Origin of the sequence: Streptomyces marokkonensis, assembly GCF_008312835.1 — a bacterium.
Classification (GTDB): Bacteria; Actinomycetota; Actinomycetes; order Streptomycetales; family Streptomycetaceae; genus Streptomyces; species Streptomyces marokkonensis_A.
Genome location: NZ_VSKS01000003.1, coordinates 1 through 18,387, shown reverse-complemented (window position 1 = coordinate 18,387; position 18,387 = coordinate 1). Strand labels below are relative to the sequence as shown.

The window sequence follows — 18,387 nt, the reverse complement described above, 5'->3', positions numbered from 1 at the left end:
CCCGCGTCCGCGCCCCCGGTCCGCGGCCCGTCACGGGCTCCGCCGCACCGGAGACCCATGCCGAGCGGTCCATGGCGAGGAGGCGGTACGGGGTGCCTCTGTTCCGGCGGGTCTTCCCGCCGGGCGCCGTCGTGCTCATCGTGGCCACGGCCCTCCTGCTGCGACCGGTCACCGTGCCCACACCCCGGTCCTGCTCACCGTGGGCCTGACCGCGGCCGCCCCCGCCGGGCCCCGGCGGCTCCCCGCCCCGCGGGTTGTCAGACTTGACCCGGGCCGCACAGCGGTCCCGCCAGCCGCCGACCCTCACCGGAGTGCGCCGATGCCCCATCCGTACGTCCTGCTGTCCGCCGCCGTCTCCCTCGACGGCTACCTGGACGACACCGGCCCCGAGCGGCTGCTGCTGTCCGGCCCCGCCGACTTCGACCGGGTCGACGAGGTGCGGGCATCCGTGGACGCCATCCTGGTCGGCGCCGGCACGATCCGCGCCGACAACCCCCGGCTGCTGGTCAACTCGCCCGAGCGGCGTGCCGCCCGCCTCGCCGCGGGCAGGCCCGAGTATCCGCTCAAGGTCACCGTCAGCGGCTCCGGTGACCTGGACCCGGCGGCGCGGTTCTGGCACACCGGCGGCGAGAAGGTCCTGTGCACCACCGACAAGGGCGCCGAGCGTGCCCGCGCCCTGGGGCTCGCCGCCGACGTCGTCCCGCTCGGCCCGGAACTGGACTGGCGGCGGCTGCTGGAGCACCTGCACGACGTGCGCGGGGTGCGGCGGCTGATGGTGGAGGGCGGCGGCCGGGTCCACACCCAGTTGCTCACCCAGGGCCTCGCCGACGAGCTCCAGCTGGTCCTCGCCCCGCTGTTCGTCGGCGACGCGGACGCCCCCCGCCTCTTCGGCCCCGGCGCCTACCAGGGCGGCCGGCTGCGGCTCGTGGAGACCCGCCCGGTCGGTGACGTCGTCCTGATGCGCTACGAGCCCACCGCGCCCGGCGCCGGCGAGCTGCCCTCCGCCGCCGACCACCACTGGCTGGCCCTCGCCTGCGAGCTGGCCGCGCAGTGCCCTCCCTCCCGGACGGCGTTCAGCGTGGGCGCGGTGGTGGTGGCCGCCGACGGTACGGAGCTGGCGCGCGGTCACTCCCGGGAGGGCGCGGACCCGGTGGTGCACGCGGAGGAGGCCGCGCTCGCCAGGATCGACCCCGCGGATCCCCGGCTCGCCGGCGCCACCGTGTACTCCAGCCTGGAACCCTGTGCCCGGCGCGCGTCCCGGCCGGTCCCCTGCTCCCGGCTGATCCTGGCCGCGGGGGTGCGGCGGGTGGTCACGGCGTGGCGGGAGCCGGACACGTTCGTGGCGGGTGCCGACGGCAGCGCGGTGCTGGCCGACGGGGGCGCCACCGTCGTCGTCCTGCCGGAGCACGAGGACCGCGCCAAGGCGCCGAACGGCCACTTGACCGGCCGTTGAGACGGGTCGTCGATCATGGGTGTGCGGCAGGGCCCGCGGATGACGTACACTGGTCTCAACGACGCGGGGTGGAGCAGCTCGGTAGCTCGCTGGGCTCATAACCCAGAGGTCGCAGGTTCAAATCCTGTCCCCGCTACTGAAGGCCGAGGGCCGGAATCCGACAAGGATTCCGGCCCTCGGTGTTTTCGCGTGGCCCGGCTCCTTCTTCACTCACTGTGAGCGAGTCACCCCGCAAAGCGTAACAACTGATACACCGTCAGAAACCGCACGACGTCTGCAGTGGGGTCAACTCGCCCGTTTTTGACCGCTGGTGGCGGTTAAGTCCACGCGGAAATCGTTAATGATCAAGAGGAACGGCTTGGAATCCGGCCCTCGCGTCTATTAACGTTCGATAACGCAGCGCGGTCGTCCCAGCCGTCACAGAAGTCGGCTCCGTGCGCACGCGCCGAATCCCGCAAGGGAACCGGGGAACCACCACCATGGGGTGAATCGCGTGGATACAGCCGTGGAGACACGGCTCGTACCCGCGCGTAGGAGACCTTCCTGCTCCGAACCCGTCAGCTAACCCGGTAGGCGAGAAGGAAGGAAAGGAGCACGCCCCCGTGGCGTCCAACCCGCCTGCCCCCGAGGCCCCGTTCAAGCCGAGCGACACCTTCGCCTACGGCGGCACCCACACCGACGAGGGCCCCTTCGAGGAGTGGAACCCCACCGCGGAGTCCATTCGTCCGGTGCGCGGCCGGCACCGCGTCAGCAAGCAGCGCGGCGGCGGACTCGCCCGCAGCTCCACCGTGCTGGGCGTCGGCGTCATAGCCGCGGTCGGCGCGGGCGGCATGGCCAGCGCCCAGGCCGGCAAGCCGCCGGTGTCCATCTCCATGCCCGACCTCCCCAACGTGGGTTCCCTCATCTCCGACGAGGAAACACCCCAGGGTTCGGCCACCCCGCTCAGCAGCATCGGCATGACCACCGCCGACACCGAGCAGGGCGGCGCCGATGCCGGTGAGGCGCTGCGCGCCCGGATCATGGCCCAGGTCGAGCAGCAGCAGGACCAGGCCGAGAGCAAGGCGGAGGCCGCGGCCGTCGCCGCCGCGGAGAAGGCCGCCGCCGAGGCCGCCGCCAAGGCGGAGAAGGAGGCCGAGGCCAAGGCCGAGGCCGCCAAGAAGAAGGCGGAGGAGGAGGCCGCGAAGAAGGCCGAGGCCGAGCGCCTCGCCGAGCTGGCCAGGCAGTACGCGCTGCCGACCTCCTCGTACACCATCTCCTCGACCTTCGGTCAGGCCGGCGCCTACTGGTCCTCCGGTCAGCACACCGGTCTCGACTTCGCCGCCCCCACGGGCACGCTGATCAAGGCGGTCCACACCGGCACGATCACCTCCGCCGGCTGGGACGGCTCCTACGGCTACAAGACCGTGCTGACGCTCGACGACGGCACCGAGATCTGGTACGCCCACCAGTCCTCCATCAGCGTCAGCGTCGGCCAGAAGGTCAACACCGGCGACGTGATCGGCCGCGTCGGCTCCACCGGCAACTCCACCGGGGCCCACCTCCACCTGGAGGTCCACCCCGGCGGCTCCTCCTCGGGCGTGGACCCGATGGCCTGGCTGCGCGACAAGGGCCTCAACCCCTGAGCCCTGCCGCTCCCTGAATCCCGGCAGTCCCGACGACGACCCCCCGACGTCAGGGCTGCCGGTCAGGTGTTTCCGGGGCCGCTCGTCCCGCTCCGTCAGGAGCGGCGGACGCCGGGTCCACCGGCGGGGTACGGATGCCCGTAGGGCGGGCGCCCGTGCGCGGGATGAGCGTACGGCGGATGCCCGTACGGCGGATGCCCGTACGTCCCGTGCACCGGCCACGGCGCGGCCGGGACCGGCGGTGCGGTGAGGCGGGCCGCGTGGTCCAGGGCCGGGCGGGCCGCACCGCGCCGGTGCCACAGCTCCAGCAGCAGCTCCCGCTCCCGGGTGACGAAGTCCGACCCGGCCCGCCCTCGCCGGCCCCGGTGCCGCAGGAACGCCAGCGAGGTCGCGTACGCCTCGTACTGCGCGACCGCGCGCGCCGCCCGCTTCCCGCCGTACCGGCGCGCGTACCGCCGGGCGAGGCGCCGCGCCCGCATCGAGCCCAGGGCGAACGGCTCCGCCGGGGTGAGCCAGCCGGCGACCGCGTACGCGGGCAGCTCCGCCCGTACCGTCCGCAGCTCGCGCTGGCGCGTCCACACCACCAGCCAGGTCAGCAGTCCGAACGCCGGCACCATGAAGGCCGCGTACACCGCGATGAAGCCGTACTCGCCGAGTGTGGTGGAGCCGTTCCACAGGGCGTGCATGCCCATGGCGAGGAGCAGCCCGCCCAGGGGGAGCAGCACGCGCCGGACGCGCTGCCGGTCCGTGGACAGCGCGGCGATGCCGAAGCCGATCCCGGTGAGCACGGTGAACAGGGGGTGCGCGAACGGCGACATGACGATGCGGACGAAGAAGGTCGCCGCCGTCACCGAGGCAATGCCGCTGTGGCCGGTGAGCTGGTCGGTGCCGAAGGCGGTGCCGAGGTAGAGGATGTTCTCGGTGAACGCGAATCCGGTGGCGGTGACCCCGGCTATCACCACGCCGTCGAGGATCCCGGTGAAGTCACGTCTGCGGAACAGGAAGACCAGGAGGACGGCCGCGGCCTTCGCGGACTCCTCCACGACCGGCGCTATGACGGTCGCCCCCAGGGTGTCGGCGCCGGTCGGGTCGGCGGTCGCCGCCGCTATCCACTGCGTGGCGAAGCTGTTCGCCACGATGGCTATCAGCGCCGCCGCACACGCCCCCCAGGCGAAGGAGAACAGCAGGTTCCGCCAGGGTCCCGGCTCGACCCGGTCCAGCCAGCGGAAGGCGGCCAGGAGCAGCGGCACCGGCAGAACGGCGAGACCCAGTCCGACCAGGAACCCCCGCGTCCCCGTCTGCTCGCGGACCAGGGCGAGGATCACCAGGCCGGACAGGGTGAGCAGCGTGATCAGCGCGCCGTAACGCACCCCGGGGCGCTGCCACCAGTGCGGGTGCCGCGGCGTCCCGCCGGAGGCTTCGCCGGGGTGCGTCGGGTACGGAGGGCTGGTGGCCACGGAATCGACCCTAACGAGGGAGGGGAAGGACTGCGTGCGGGCCGGAACCCGGTCTCAGGCTCGGTCTCCGGCCCGGTGCCCGGTCCGCTCCTCGTGCCGTACGCGGCGGAAGAGCAAGTCGTTCACGACATGACCCTTGTCCAGTCCCTGCCCCTCGAAACGGGTGAGCGGACGGAACCCGGGGCGCGGCGCGAAACCGCCGTCCGCCTGCGTGTTCTCGAACGCGGGGTGCGCGGTCAGCACCTGGAGCATCTGCTCCGCGTACGGCTCCCAGTCGGTGGCGCAGTGCACGACCGCCCCCGGCCGCAGCCGGGCCGCGGCGAGGGTGAGGAAGTCCGGCTGGATCAGCCGGCGCTTGTGGTGCCGCTTCTTGGGCCACGGGTCGGGGAAGTAGACGCGCAGTCCGTCCAGGGAGCCGGGGGCGAGCATCTCGCGCAGCAGGATGATCGCGTCGCCGTTGCCCACCCGGACGTTGGTCAGGCCGCGCTGGTCGGCGAGGTTGAGGAGGTTGCCCTGGCCGGGCGTGTGGACGTCGACGGCGAGGATGTTGGTGGCGGGGTCCGCGGCGGCCATCGCCGCGGTGGCCTCGCCCATGCCGAAGCCGATCTCCAGGACGACCGGGTTGTCGTTGCCGAAGAACCCGGCGAGGTCGAGTGGCCCGCTGCCGTCGATGTCCAGACCCCACAGGGGCCACAGCCGCTGCAGGGCGTCCGCCTGGCCGGTGGTGACGCGGCTGCGGCGCGGCTGGAAACTGCGGATCCGCCGCTCGAAGTGCGATCCGGCCGGATCGGCCTTCGGTCCGTCCGGGAACCGCGGCTCCCCCTTGGCCCGGGTACGGCGGATCGACGCACCGGGCGTGGGGGCGGGGTGCGGTGCTTCGGGGGTGCTCACGGAGTCAGACACAGTGCTTCGATTTTACGGGGACCCGGAGGGCCCTCACCGTCCCTGCGCCGTGAGCTGCGCCATCGTCCGCCGCGCGATCTCGCGCCCGATCGGCAGGGACGCCGTCGCCGCGGGGGACGGCGCGTTCAGCACGTGTACCGCCCGGGGGGCCTCCTGGATCAGGAAGTCGTCGGCCAGGGTGCCGTCCCGCAGCACCGCCTGCGCTCTCACCCCGGCCGCCGTCGGCACGAGGTCGTCCTCCCGCACCGCGGGCAGCAGCCGGCGCACCGCCCGGGTGAAGGCCCTCCTGGACAGTGAGCGGTGCAGTTCGCCGGTGCCGTACCGCCAGTGGCGGCGGGCCAGCTGCCAGGAACCCGGCCAGGACAGGGTCGCCCCCAGTTCGCGCGGCCGCACCGTCCGCCAGTCGTAGCCCTCGCGGGCGAGCGCGGGTACCGCGTTGGGGCCGACGTGGACACTGCCGTCGACGCCCCTGGTGAGGTGGACACCGAGGAAGGGGAACGCCGGGTCCGGCACCGGGTAGACCAGACCGCGCACCAGCTCCGGCCTGGCCAGCTCGTAGTACTCGCCGCGGAACGGCACGATCCGGGCGCCGGGATCGTCGCCGGTGCGGCGGGCGATCTCGTCGCAGTGCAGACCGGCGCAGTTCACCAGCACCCGCCCGCGCACGACGTCGCCGCCGGCCGTCAGGACGGCCACTCCCCGGTCGGGGCGGCGGTCGACGCGTACCACCCGTGCCCCGTAGCGGACCTCCGCGCCGGACGCCTCCGCCAGCCGGCGGGCGACCGCGGCGAAGTCGCAGATGCCGGTGGTGCCCACGTGCAGGGCGGCCAGGCCGTCGGCCTGCGGCTCGTACTCCGCGATCTGCGCGCCGCACAGCTCACGGACCGCTATGCCGTTCTCCCGGCCGCGCTGGGCCAGGGCGTGCAGGCGGGGGAGCTCCTCGCGGGCCGTGGCGACGATCAGCTTGCCCGTCACGGCGTGCGGGATGTCGTACTCCGCGCAGAACTTGACCATCTCCGCGGCGCCCCGCACCGCGTACCGCGCCTTCAGGGAGCCGGGGCGGTAGTAGATGCCGCTGTGGATGACGCCGCTGTTGCGGCCCGTCTGGTGCCGGGCCGGACCCGGCTCCTTCTCCAGCACCGTCACCCGGGTGCCCGGAGCCGCGCGGCTGATCGCGTACGCCGTCGACAGGCCGACGATCCCGCCGCCGATCACCAGCACGTCACAGTCGTACGACCGCGCCACCACCACCTGCACCACCTCCCGCATCGATAGTGCACCGTGCCACTGACAACGGCCGCAGCGGGCGGCCCGCCGGGGGCCGCCCGCCGGTGGTGTCAGGCCGTCGTCATCAGGAGCGGGCGGGCGCGTTCGCGCAGTTCGACCACGCGGGGTTCGTCGCCGTAGGGCTCCAGACGGTGCAGGAGGTCCTTGACGTACTCGGTGGTGCGGGCGGACGAGATGCGGCCCGCCACCTCGACCGCGCGGACGCCCTGCTCGCAGGCCGCGTCCAGGTTGCCGGACTCCAGTTCGGCGACCGCCGAGACGACCAGGCGCAGTCCGTGCGAGCGCACGAACTCCTCGGTCGGCCTGGACAGCGCCTGCTCGGTGAAGCGGCGGACCTGGCGAGGTGCCTTCAGGTCGCGGTAGCACTCGGCCGCGTCGGCGGCGAAACGGTCGTAGGAGTAGAAGCCGAGCCAGGTCGGGTCGCTGTCACCGGGGCGGGACCGCTCGAGCCAGCTCTCCGCCGACTTCAGGGCGGCGCCGGCCGCCTGCGCGTCCCCCGCGCGTGCGTGTGCGCGTGCCTCGACGAGGCGGAAGAAGCTCAGGGTGCGGGCGGTGGCCAGGCCACGGTTGCGCTCCAGGGCGGCCTGGGCGAGGTCCACGCCCTCGTCGCCGAAGCCGCGGTAGGTCGCCTGGAGGGACATCGTGGCCAGTACGTAGCCGCCCAGGGGGACGTCGGCCGCCGCGCGGGCCAGGCGCAGGGCCTGGATGTAGTAGCGCTGGGCCGCCTCCTGCTGGCCCGTGTCGAACGCCATCCAGCCGGCCAGGCGGGTCAGTTCGGCCGCGGCGCCGAAGAGCGAGCGGCCCACGTCGTCGGAGTAGGAGCCGAGCAGCAGCGGGGCCGCCTCGACCCTGAGGCACTCGGGCACCATCGACGAACGCCAGTCGCCACCGCCGTACTTGGAGTCCCAGCGCCGGGCGTCCTCGGCGGCCTCCCGCAGCTTCTGCACGTCGCTGTGGCCGACTTTGAGCGGTGCGCCGGAGCCGTCGGCGGGGCTCACCTCACGCGCCACCGAACTGTCGGCCGGGGTTATCAGCCACCGTGAGGCGGGTGTTGCGTATGCGCTCACCGCGAACGATCCGGCGAGCGACTGCCAGATGCCGCCGGAGCCGGCTCTGCGGCCCGCGAGGTCCAGCCGGTACAGCTCCGTCGCGGAGCGCACCGCCTGTCCGACGTCACGGGGGAAGGCGAGGCCCACCTCGGGTGCGGGATCCGCGTCCGCCAGGCCGATCTCGTGGAGCGGCACCGGACGGCCCAGCTTCTGGCCGATGGCGGCGGCGATCAGGTGCGGAGCCGCGCCCTGCGGCACCATTCCCTTCGACACCCAGCGCGCCACCGACGTCTTGTCGTAGCGAAGTGTCAGTCCTCGCTGTGCGCCAAGGTCGTTGACGCGCCGCGCGAGGCCCGCGTTGCTGATTCCCGCGAGGGCGAGAACGGCGCCGAGTTTTTCGTTCGGCCCGCGTTGCTCCCTGGACATGCGCCACCCCTCGACACAGACGGCTGCCGCGCTGGCATAACCACGCGGCATTCGTAAACCCAGCGTAGTTCGCCGCATCCCAAGCGTTAAGGGGCATTCTTCCGGATGGCGGGATTGTGGTCCGTACTGAAGTACGGGTCCGATACGCGCAGTTGCGGCGTGCTCCCGGTGTGTGGCCGTGCGCCTGTGTGTGCGCTCTTCTCCGGCCATCACGGGAGCGGTTCCATGGTCGGTGCGTGGGTCGGCCCGCTGTACTGGATCCAGTGGGCTGGGGGACACCGCCGCCTTCATCCCCGCGGGCGGCGGAACGGTCCGGGAGGCGCGTTCCGTCTCCCGGACTGCGCACCGCTCAGCGGTGCGCAGAGCATGCACGGAGCGTGTTCGAGTCTGGCCTCACCGCTCCGAATTGGCCGAAAATCGACCCCACTCTTTCGGGTGTATCGGCGCCTCTAGCCTGGTAGTTGACGGCGCGTTGAGGGTTATTGGGGCGCACCCGGGGGGCGCATTCGCGTCGCGGTGGCGTGGTGTGTTGCGTGGCGCCTGCGCCGCGATCTCCTTGTGCCGCGCGGTTGTTCGGTCCGGGGTGGGGTCGGGATGTGCGAGGGTGGGTGTATCCGCCGGGGCGCATTCGACGGAGCACATACGGTTCCGGCACCCCTCCTGAGCCCCTCCTTCATGGCAGCATGGGGAACCGGTTCGTACGGTGCACTGGTTGTCCACAGTCTGTGGAGGCGGCGATGCGGTGGTTGGTGGGATGGAGCAGCACCGCCGCGGGAGCCATGGGGTTCGGCCCCACCGGCTCCGCCGGCGCCACGGGCGTCGACGGCGAGACCGTGCACCCCGTGGGATCCCAGCTGCTGTGGGGCGACCCCGACCCGCTCTGGGCGGTCGGTGACTGGCGCCCCGACGAGGTACGGGTGGTCAAGGCCGACGAACAGACCCGGATCGCCGTCCTCGGCACGTGCGGGGCCTCCGACGAACAGCTGCGCGTCGCGCTGTTCGCCGCGCGGGGCGGTGCGCTGCGGCACCTGACCGCCTGGGCCGGGAGCTACACGGCGGTGGTGCGGGTGGGGCGCCGGGTCACGGTGTGCGGCGACCTCGCCGGTGCCCGGCCGGTGTTCTACACCCCCTGGGCGGGCGGTACGGCGTACGCCACCGCGGCGCTGCCCCTCGCCGACCTCATCGAGGCCAACCTCGACTTCGGGCACCTCGCCGCGCTGCTCGCCGCACCCGACGTACCGGCCGCGCTGCACGACTCCACGCCGTACGACGGCGTGAAGCGCATCCCGCCCGGGCACGCGCTGATCCTCCGCGCGGGGGCGCGCGAGATCGCCGGGTACGAACCCGTCGCCTCGCTCGCCGTCGCCGCCCCGGCGGCCGATCCCGGCCACGCGGTGGACGCGGTGCGGGACGCGCTGGTGGAAGCCGTACGGACCCGGCTGGCCGCCCCTCGGCACGTCCCGGGCGCCGACATCGATCCCGGGCCCGTGCCGGGGATGGGGCCCGCCGAGCGGCGTGCGGCCCGGGGGACGCCGGTGCCGGGGATCGGGGCGGACCTGTCCGGAGGGCCGGCGTCCGGAGCGCTGGCGTTGCTGGCGGCGGGGCTGCCGGGGATGCCGGGGACCGTGCTGGGGCACGGCACGGGAGCGGGGGAGCGGCTGCTCGCCGTCACCTTCAACGACCTCGCGGCCGGCGGGGCGGCAGGGGGGCGCGACGAGGGCGAACTGGAGCGGGCCGGGGCGCTCGCCGCCAATCCGCGGCTGCACCATGTGGTGGTGGCCGGTGAGGAGTCGACGCTTCCGTACGTCGAACTGGACGGGCCGTTGACGGACGAGCCCGGGCCCTCGCTGGTGACCGCGGCCCGGCACCGGGCGCGGCTGGCGGCGGGGAGCGCGGACCACTTCACCGGGTACGGGGCGAAGCAGGTGCTGGACGCGCATCCGGCGCGGCTGGCCGATCTGCTGATGGACCGCAAGCGGCGGCATCTCGTGCGGCCGGTCGCCGCGCTGGCGAAGGCGGACGGGTCCGTGATGGTGCCCGCGCGGGTGTACGCGGCGGCCCGGCGGCTCGCGCGTACGCCGTACCGGGCGGGCCTGGAGAACCTCGCGGAGCGGCTGCTGCACCGGCGGCTGGACGATGACGGGCCGGGTGCCGCGGATGCCTCGCTGGCCGCGCTGACCTGGGGGAGACCCGGGCCGGCGGCGCGCTGGCTGACCGGGGAGGCGCTGGCTGAAGTATCGGTTCGCCTCCAGGCGTCGACGCGGCGGTCGGACGTGGGGCCGGGGCAGCGGCCCGGTGACTTCCGGGCGCGGGCGGCGCTGGCCCGGCACGCGGCGGATCTGCGGGTGCTGGAGCAGGCGGCCGAGATCCGCTCGCAGCGGTTGCACGCGCCGTTCCTCGACAACCAGGTGGTGCGGGCGTGCCGGGCACTGCCGGAGGCACTGCGGGTGCAGCCCGGGGCGCGGGCGTCGATTCTGCGGTCGGTGCTGGAGGGGGCGGGGGTGCGGGAGCTGCCGGCGGGGTGGGGGGCGCCGGGCGCGGCCACCTCGGCGGCCGCGGCACGGACGGGGCTGCGGGTGGCGGCGGGCTCGCTGATGTCGCTGTTCGACACGCCGCTGCTGGCGGAGGCGGGGCTGGTCGAGGCGCGGGTGGTGCGGAAGGCCCTGCGGGGCGCGGCGGAGGGCGAGCCGCTGCCGCTGGACGGTCTGGCGGACCTGGTCGCCCTGGAGGTGTGGCTGCGGCGGCTGCTGGCACGCCGCGGGACCTGCTGGACGGGGACGCCGGCGCGGCAGCGGGCGGTACCGGGCGGGATCGCCCCGCAGCGGGGCGCGCTGGGCGCGGGCGCGGCGGGCACCCGCTGACACCCCTGCGGTGGGGGCCGACGTCCCCGTGCCTGCGGCGCAGCTGTCCCTCCGGTGGGGGCTTGGGTAGCGCCTTCTGCCGGTGGGTGGGTCGGGGCCGGGTCGGGGGTGTACGTCCTCGGACTGGTGCGATCGGGCCTCTCGGTGGAGGTGCGGGGCGCTGAGTCGCACCAGCCGCTGCGGGCGCACACCCCCGCCCCGTCCCCTCCGCGCCGTAGGCGGCCAATGCCGCGCCGTAGGCGGCCGATGCCGCTCCCGCGGGCCCCGCGCCATTCCCGCGGCCCCCGCTTCCGCGGGCAGTCGTGCCTCCCCCAGTGCCTTGAGGGCCTGGGAGGTGCCCCCAGGGGCGATGGGGGTCCCCCCGCTCATGGGGGTCCCCCCGCTCATGGGGGTCCCCCCGCTCATGGGGGTCCCCCCGCTCATGGGGGTCCCCCCGCTCGAGCGAAGCCGAGAGTGGGGGAGGAGTCGAGAGTGGGGGAGGGTGGGCGCGACGGCGCCCCGTAGGCGCCGGGCCGCGCGAACATCCGCCGGACCACACCAACGCCGGGCACTCCGTCAGCGCCGGGCTCTGTTGCCTGGCCGACGGGGCGCCAACGTCAGGTTGCGAGAAGCGCCCCGCGCCCGTCAGGCGCACCCGCGTGTCACGCCGGCCGCGACCGCAACCCGTCGAGCAGGATGTCCAGCAACCGCGCCGACGCCGCCGCCTGCTGCGCCGCATCCGGCAGGGACGGCGCAGCCGTGGCTATCACCAGCAGCACGTCCGCCACCGACACGTCCGGCCGGAGCTCCCCCGCCGCCCGGGCCCGGTCCACCAGCTGCCCCACGACATCGAGCAGCTGCGCCGCCCCCGCGTCGTCCTCCGCCGCGCCGCCCACCGGCCGCTCCGGCACCAGCCGCAGCTCACCCGCCCCCTGCGTCCGCTGCTGCGGCAGCCGTGCGTGGTCCGTCAGACCGCGCTCCTCCGCCACGCCCACCCGCAGCACCTGCGGCGGCAGCAGCCGCCCCGCGCCCGAGGCGACCGACGTGCGCAGGAAGCGGGCCAGCGCCGACCACGGCTCGTCCTCCTGGCCGAGCGCCGTACGTGCCTGTTCGGTCAGCCGGGAGGTCTCCTCCTCGGCGATCCGCCGCACCAGGACGTCCTTGCTCGGGAAGCGCCGGTACACCGTGCCCACACCGACCCGTGCCCGGCGTGCCACGTCCTCCATCGGAGCGCCGTAGCCCAGCTCGCCGAAGACCTCGCGGGCGGCACGCAGCACGTGCTCCAGATTCCGCTGGGCGTCCACGCGCAGCGGTGTCGTACGCCCGCCGTCCGCGCGCGAGGCGCCCGTGGACGCGCTCAGCGCGCCGCCGGTCGCGACGGCGGAAGACCAATGAGAGCCCTGAACATGCATATGTATTCCCCCGGTAATGACGTCTCCCCCCGGAGACTTCTCCCCGCCATTCGATGTCCGGGGCGTGGAACCGGCCCTGCTGGTCGGCTCCGCCCGTCACGGACCCGAAGAGCACGTCTCCTGCACCCCGTCGACACATGAACATAGTTGAGAGGGGGTCAATTCAGAAGGGGCAGGTTCCGCACGGAGCGCCCCTCGATCGGAGCACGAGTCGTATACGTCCTGAATGTACCCCGGGGTGGATGCGGTTTCATACATGCTGACCTGCGTTTACGGCGTGAGGGTCGGAGAATCGGCCAACCCCGGGGGACGGGAACGTCCGGTCACACAATCCGTCGAGGCTGTGGACAAACGCAAGCGGCGGGTGCGTCATGGGATGGTGAAGGAACGTGCGCGCATTCTCGTTGTCGGCGGCGGCTACGTCGGGATGTACACGGCCCTGCGTCTCCAGCGGAAGCTGAAACGGGAACTCGGGCGGGGCGAGGCCGAGATCACGGTCGTCTCTCCGGACCCGTACATGACGTACCAGCCCTTTCTCCCCGAAGCGGCCGCCGGGGCCATTTCTCCTCGCCATGTCGTCGTACCACTGCGTCGGGTTCTCGACCGGTGCCGCATCATCATCGGCGAGGCCACCGCCATCGATCACGCGAAGCGCACCGCGACCATCAGCACCCTCGCCACCGACGAGGAGGGAACGGGAGGGCGGCAGATCGCCTACGACGAGCTGGTGCTCGCCCCCGGCTCCGTGTCGCGCACACTGCCGATCCCCGGGCTCGCCGAACACGCCATCGGTTTCAAGACCGTCGAGGAGGCCATCGGTCTGCGCAACCACGTGCTGGAGCAGATGGACATCGCCTCCTCCACCCGAGATCCCGCCCTCCGGGACGCCGCCCTCACGTTCGTCTTCGTCGGGGGCGGCTACGCGGGGGTCGAGGCGCTCGGCGAGCTGGAGGACATGGCCCGTTACGCCGCGCGGTACTACCACAACATCCGGCCGGAGGACATGAGGTGGATCCTCGTCGAGGCGTCCGGGCGGATCCTGCCCGAGGTCGGGGAGGAGATGGGGCGGTACACCGTCACCGAACTGCGCCGGCGCAACATCGACGTCCGTCTCGAGACCCGGCTGGAGTCCTGCGCCGACCGGGTGGCCGTGCTCAGCGACGGGTCGCGCTTCCCCACCCGCACGGTCGTGTGGACCGCCGGAGTCAAGCCGCATCCCGTCCTCGCCGCCACCGACCTGCCGCTGAACGGCCGAGGGCGGCTGAAGTGCACCGCCGAACTGGCCGTCGACGGTGCCGCGCACGCGTGGGCCGCCGGGGACGCCGCCGCCGTGCCCGACGTCACCGCGCGGGAGCCGGGGCGGGAGTGCGCTCCCAACGCGCAGCACGCACTCCGCCAGGCGCGCGTCCTCGGGGACAACGTCCTGCACTCCCTGCGGGGCGAACCGCTCGAGACGTACGCCTACAAGTACGCCGGTTCCGTCGCCTCCCTGGGCCTGCACAAGGGTGTCGCCCAGGTGTACGGGCGCAGGCTCAAGGGCTACCTCGCCTGGTTCATGCACCGCACCTACCACCTCAGCCGGATCCCGACCTTCAACCGGAAGGCACGGGTGGCCGCGGAATGGACGCTCGCGGGGCTCTTCAAACGGGAGATCGTCTCCCTGGGGTCACTCGAGCACCCCCGTGCGGAGTTCGAACTGGCGGCCGGTGGAAAGCCTTCTCAGGACCCCCCGCACAACCCGAAGGGGTCGTCCTGACCGGACCCAGGAACTTCAGCGACAGGCCCGGCGTCTGAGGGATGTCGGCCCGGTCGGCACCCTGCCAGACTGGTCCACCACCGCGGGCGGGCCCCGCCCACCCCGGTGCGGCCCCCGGGGCCCCGGCCGGTCCCGGTTTCCGGCCGCCGACAACTACACGAGGCAAGGATTCGTGAACTTCACGCGCTGGAGCGCCCGGCTCCCCGGAACGCAGCGCCGCGCCGCAGCGCGGACCGAGCAGACGGTCTCCCCGGACCGGCGGGGAGAGGGCTCCGTGCCCGCGGCCCGCGCCGAACGACTCACCGACGACGTGCGGCCCGTGCCCGCCGTCGACGAGCTCGGAGTGCGCGAGGTCCTGGACCGCGTCCCCTCCCTCGTCGCCCTCGTCCACGGTCCCGACCACCGCATCGCCTACGTCAACGACGCCTACACGGCGGCCTTCGGCATCCGGCCGATCGGCGCCCCCGCGCGCGGAGCCCTCCCCGAACTCGACGAACTCGGCCTGCTGCCCCTCCTCGACCAGGTGCTGCGCAGCGGCAAGCCCCGCACGGTGAAGTCGCGCAAGGCCCCCGACGGCCGCTCGTACACCTTCACCTGCACCCCGGTCGCCGAGGGTGACGGCCGCGGGGTGCTGATCTTCGCCACCGACGTCACCGACCACGCCGAGGCCGCCGAACGCCTGCGCGCCAGCGAGCGCCGGCAGCGCGAGACCGCCGTCACGCTCCAGCGCTCCCTCCTCCCGCAGGAGCTCGAGGAGCCCGACGACCTGCGCATCGCCGCCACCTACCACCCCGGCGGCACCGAGGCCGCCGTCGGCGGCGACTGGTACGACGTGATCACACTGGGCGGCGGACGCACCGCCCTCGTCATCGGCGACGTCATGGGACGAGGGGTGCGGGCGGCGGCGGTCATGGGACAGCTTCGTACGGCCGTACGGGCCTACGCGCGGCTCGACCTCCCGCCGCACGAGGTCCTCCAGCTGCTCGACGGCCTTGCCATGGAGATCGACGCCAACCAGATCGCCACCTGCGCGTACGCCATCCACGACCCCAACGAGGGCCGCCTGGTGTACGCCTCCGCCGGCCATCTGCCCATCCTCGTCCGCGACGAGCACGGCACCGTCCAGCGCGCCGACGAACCGACCGGCCCCCCGCTGGGCACCGGCGGCTGGATGCACTCCTCCGGCTCCGTTCCCCTCGGCCCCGGTTCCACCGCCGTCCTCTACACGGACGGCCTGGTCGAGCGGCGGAACGAGGACCTGGACGAGGGCATCGCCGCCCTGGAGCGCGCCCTGGCCGGAGCCACCGGCAGCCCCCAGGTCGTCTGCGACCGCCTGGTCCGCTCGGCCGGCGTGACCCCGGACCACGACGACGACGTCGCCGTCCTGGTCCTCCAGCACCCGGCCCGCAAGGGAGCGGAGAGCGAGCTCTTCCGCAACGCCGCGCTGGAACTGCTCGGCGGTGTCGAGGCGGCGCCACGCGCGCGTGCCTTCGCCTCAGGCGTCCTGACCAGCTGGCGGTTCCCCGTGGAACTGCACGACCTGGGTGTCCTGGCGACCAGCGAACTGGTCGCCAACTCCCTCCAGCACGGCACACCCCCCATGCGGCTGCGTCTGCGCCGCACCGACCGCCGCCTGATCATCGAGGTCACCGACGGCGACGACCACCTGCCGAGACGCCGCCGCGCGGAACCCGGCGACGAGTCCGGCCGGGGCATCGCCATCGTCGCGACGATCGCCTCCACCTGGGGCAGCCGACGCACTCCGGGCGGTGGCAAGGCGGTCTGGTGCGAATTCCTCCTGCCGGGGCCGACGAGGACAGCCCCCTAGGGACGCGCCTGTCTCAGGCGTGCGCCGGAGCCTGTCCCGCCGCCGCGCCGCCCTGCGCCACCACACGGCTGCGCACCGCCGACGGATGGTTCTGCACCTCCGTGAGCTGCCTGCCCAGCCGCACCGCCAGAACGGTGATGCCGAGCGAGAACAGCAGGAAGACCACGATGTACGGAGCGTGCAGCGAGGCGCCGAGCGGGCCGCCCACCGCCGGACCGACGGCCAGCGCGAGCTGCTTCACCAGGGCGAACGCCGAGTTGTACTGACCGGCCATCCCGGTCGGCGCGAGATCGGCGACCAGCGGCGCGAGCGTAGGCGACAGCATCGCCTCCCCGAGCCCGAACAGCGCGTACGTCGAGATGAAGGCGGCGGTCGCCATCGTCTGGCTCCCGTTCCCGAGCCCCGCGTACCCGGCCACGGCCCACGCCACGGCCCAGATCAGCCCCACGGACGCGATCACGCGCGACCGCTTGCGCCGCTCCACGAACCGCAGCACCGCGAACTGCGCCACCACGATGACCAGCGTGTTCGCGGCCAGCGCCGTGCCCAGCGCGGAGGTGGAGATCCCGGCGGCCTCGACACCGTACGCGCTCAGCCCGGACTCGAACTGTCCGTAGCACGCGAAGAACAGCACGAAGCCCAGCACACAGAGCTGCACCATGGCCCGGTTGCCCAGCAGCTCCTTCCAGCCCGCCCTGGCCGACTGCCGCGGCGCGTCCGTGATGCGCGGCGAGTGCGGCATCCGCACCGTCGCCATCACCACGACCAGCAGCAGGAACATCGCCGCCTCGAGGGAGAAGAGGAGAGTGAACGAGCCGGCTTCCGTCGGGTCCACCAGGTGTCCGCCGATGAGACCGCCGACGCCGAGCCCGAGGTTCTGCAGGAAGAACTGCGTGGCGAACGCCCGTGACCGGGTCTCCATGGTGGAGCAGTCGACGATCATCGTCGCGAGCGCCGGCTGCATGACGGCCTGCCCGGCACCGAGCGCCGACGCCGACAGCAGCACCGCCGCCGCACTGCCCGACAACCCCAGGCCCAGTGCGCCGACCGCGGCCGTGACGAGGGCGACGAGCAGCACCGGCAGCGGACCCCGCCGGACGATGGCACGCCCGGCGAACGGCAGCACGATCAGCGCGGCCACGGCGAAGACGGCGAGCACGAGTCCCGCCGTCATGGCCCCCAGCCCACGCACCTGCGCCACGTAGACGTACAGATACGGGACCGTGAAGCCCAGCCCGAAAGCGCTGAGTGCGTTGCCCACGTGGATCCGGCGCATCGCTGCGCCCATCGCCCTGGTCACGTTCACCTCTCTCACTAGTTAGACCTGAACACTTAGAAGCTAAAGTTCGATGCTAAAGACTACACAGAGAAGGACTTCAAGGCAAAGGAGGGACGTGCCATACTGCGGGCATGGGTGACACCTCCGGCCTCGGCGAGCCGACACTCGAAGAGCAGATCGCCGCGTACCAGCGCGAGTTCCAGGACCTCGACCCCCAGGTCGAGAAGATCGTCAACGCGCTGTCCCGGCTGAACCGCCGCATGAACGTCGCCTACGGCCGTCAGACCGCCGAGCTCGGCATCACCAACGCCGACTGGGAGGTCCTCAAGGCCCTCGTCCTCTCCGGCGCCCCGTATCGCATGGGCCCGAGCGACCTCGCCAAGCGCCTGGGTCTGACACCGGCCGCCATGACGCACCGCATCGATCGCATGGTCGCGGAGGGCCTCGTCACCCGGGACCGGGACGAGACCAACCGGGTTCGCGTGATCGTGGAGCTCACCCCGGCCGGCCGGGAGAAGTGGCAGGAGGCCATGCGCATGGCCACCGTCTTCGAGGGTGACCTCCTCCAGGACCTCGACCCGGACGAGCGGGCCACCCTGGGAGAGGTCCTGACTCGCCTGCTGCGGCGGGTGGAGGACGCCCAGCCGGACGCCGGCGGACGGCTCACCGACCTCGACTGAAAGATCTTGGCCGGGGGTGGTTGACAGTCGCCCTGCCGATCCGTAGAGTTCTCCGGGTTGCCACGGGGCCGTAACGGTTCTGCGGCAGCACCTTCCGCCGCGACTGCGGCACTCAAAACCTCAGCACGACCTCCCAGCGGGATCGATTTCGGCGTGCCCGAATTCGAATTCCCACTCCCGATTTGGGAAACACGGAGAGAGCCGCTAAGGTTTGAGACGTCGGAACGGCCCAACGGCCGGGAAGACAAACCCCGCTGACTGGGGGTCAGGTCGAGAAAAGGATCTGATAGAGTCGGAAACACCGAAGGGAAGCGCCCGGAGGAAAGCCCGAGAGGGTGAGTACGAAGGAAGCGTCCGTTCCTTGAGAACTCAACAGCGTGCCAAAAGTCAACGCC

Annotated in this window: 12 protein-coding genes, 1 tRNA gene and 1 riboswitch; of the genes, 7 read left to right on the top strand and 6 right to left on the bottom strand. The window is 72.9% G+C overall.

Going from position 1 to position 18,387, the window contains the following annotated elements:
* Positions 1 to 319 precede the first annotated feature (319 nt).
* The 3 genes from F1615_RS05650 (at position 320) to F1615_RS05640 (ending at position 3,075) form a co-directional block, all read left to right on the top strand.
* Positions 320 to 1,453, top strand: a complete 1,134-nt coding sequence (locus F1615_RS05650) for a dihydrofolate reductase family protein (protein WP_149547782.1) — start codon at positions 320 to 322, stop codon at positions 1,451 to 1,453.
* A 62-nt stretch (positions 1,454 to 1,515) separates the two neighbouring features.
* Positions 1,516 to 1,589, top strand: a tRNA-Met gene (locus tag F1615_RS05645).
* Positions 1,590 to 1,886: 297 nt separating this feature from the next.
* Positions 1,887 to 2,044, top strand: a riboswitch (cyclic di-AMP (ydaO/yuaA leader).
* Between the two features lie 11 nt (positions 2,045 to 2,055).
* Positions 2,056 to 3,075 (top strand): M23 family metallopeptidase, encoded by a 1,020-nt coding sequence (locus F1615_RS05640; protein WP_149547781.1) that lies wholly within the window; start codon positions 2,056 to 2,058, stop codon positions 3,073 to 3,075.
* Positions 3,076 to 3,170: 95 nt separating this feature from the next.
* Here the strand turns inward: F1615_RS05640 and F1615_RS05635 are convergent, their stop codons facing one another.
* The 4 genes from F1615_RS05635 to F1615_RS05620 all read right to left on the bottom strand — a co-directional run bounded on the left by F1615_RS05635 (position 3,171) and on the right by F1615_RS05620 (position 8,197).
* Positions 3,171 to 4,532: a PrsW family intramembrane metalloprotease gene (locus tag F1615_RS05635; RefSeq protein ID WP_149547780.1), complete on the bottom strand. Its 1,362-nt coding sequence runs from the start codon at positions 4,530 to 4,532 to the stop codon at positions 3,171 to 3,173.
* Between the two features lie 54 nt (positions 4,533 to 4,586).
* Positions 4,587 to 5,435: a tRNA (guanosine(46)-N7)-methyltransferase TrmB gene (gene trmB, locus F1615_RS05630; RefSeq protein WP_149547779.1), complete on the bottom strand. Its 849-nt coding sequence runs from the start codon at positions 5,433 to 5,435 to the stop codon at positions 4,587 to 4,589.
* Between the two features lie 33 nt (positions 5,436 to 5,468).
* A complete protein-coding gene (lhgO, locus tag F1615_RS05625) occupies positions 5,469 to 6,704 on the bottom strand; it encodes an L-2-hydroxyglutarate oxidase (RefSeq protein ID WP_149547778.1) in 1,236 nt (411 codons plus the stop codon).
* A 68-nt stretch (positions 6,705 to 6,772) separates the two neighbouring features.
* Positions 6,773 to 8,197, bottom strand: a complete 1,425-nt coding sequence (locus F1615_RS05620) for an MFS transporter (protein WP_149547777.1) — start codon at positions 8,195 to 8,197, stop codon at positions 6,773 to 6,775.
* 737 nt (positions 8,198 to 8,934) lie between these two features.
* Here F1615_RS05620 and F1615_RS05615 point away from each other — a divergent pair.
* Complete coding sequence (locus F1615_RS05615; protein WP_149547776.1) at positions 8,935 to 11,058, top strand: asparagine synthase-related protein; 2,124 nt, start codon at positions 8,935 to 8,937, stop codon at positions 11,056 to 11,058.
* A gap of 641 nt (positions 11,059 to 11,699) precedes the next feature.
* Here F1615_RS05615 and F1615_RS05605 read toward each other — a convergent pair.
* Entirely contained in the window at positions 11,700 to 12,449 is a 750-nt protein-coding gene (locus F1615_RS05605; protein ID WP_149547774.1) for a TetR/AcrR family transcriptional regulator, read from the bottom strand.
* Between the two features lie 376 nt (positions 12,450 to 12,825).
* Here F1615_RS05605 and F1615_RS05600 point away from each other — a divergent pair, with 376 nt between their 5' ends.
* On the top strand, positions 12,826 to 14,205 hold the full coding sequence (locus F1615_RS05600; RefSeq protein ID WP_149547773.1) for an NAD(P)/FAD-dependent oxidoreductase: 1,380 nt from the start codon (positions 12,826 to 12,828) through the stop codon (positions 14,203 to 14,205).
* A gap of 172 nt (positions 14,206 to 14,377) precedes the next feature.
* Positions 14,378 to 16,033 carry an ATP-binding SpoIIE family protein phosphatase gene (locus F1615_RS05595; protein ID WP_149547772.1) on the top strand — a complete coding sequence of 552 codons (1,656 nt, stop codon included), beginning with the start codon at positions 14,378 to 14,380 and terminating at the stop codon, positions 16,031 to 16,033.
* 13 nt (positions 16,034 to 16,046) lie between these two features.
* Here the strand turns inward: F1615_RS05595 and F1615_RS05590 are convergent, their stop codons facing one another.
* Positions 16,047 to 17,321, bottom strand: coding sequence for an MFS transporter (locus F1615_RS05590; protein WP_149548208.1), 1,275 nt, complete (start codon positions 17,319 to 17,321; stop codon positions 16,047 to 16,049).
* 122 nt (positions 17,322 to 17,443) lie between these two features.
* Here F1615_RS05590 and F1615_RS05585 point away from each other — a divergent pair, with 122 nt between their 5' ends.
* Complete coding sequence (locus tag F1615_RS05585; RefSeq protein ID WP_149547771.1) at positions 17,444 to 17,992, top strand: MarR family winged helix-turn-helix transcriptional regulator; 549 nt, start codon at positions 17,444 to 17,446, stop codon at positions 17,990 to 17,992.
* Positions 17,993 to 18,387: the final 395 nt, after the last annotated feature.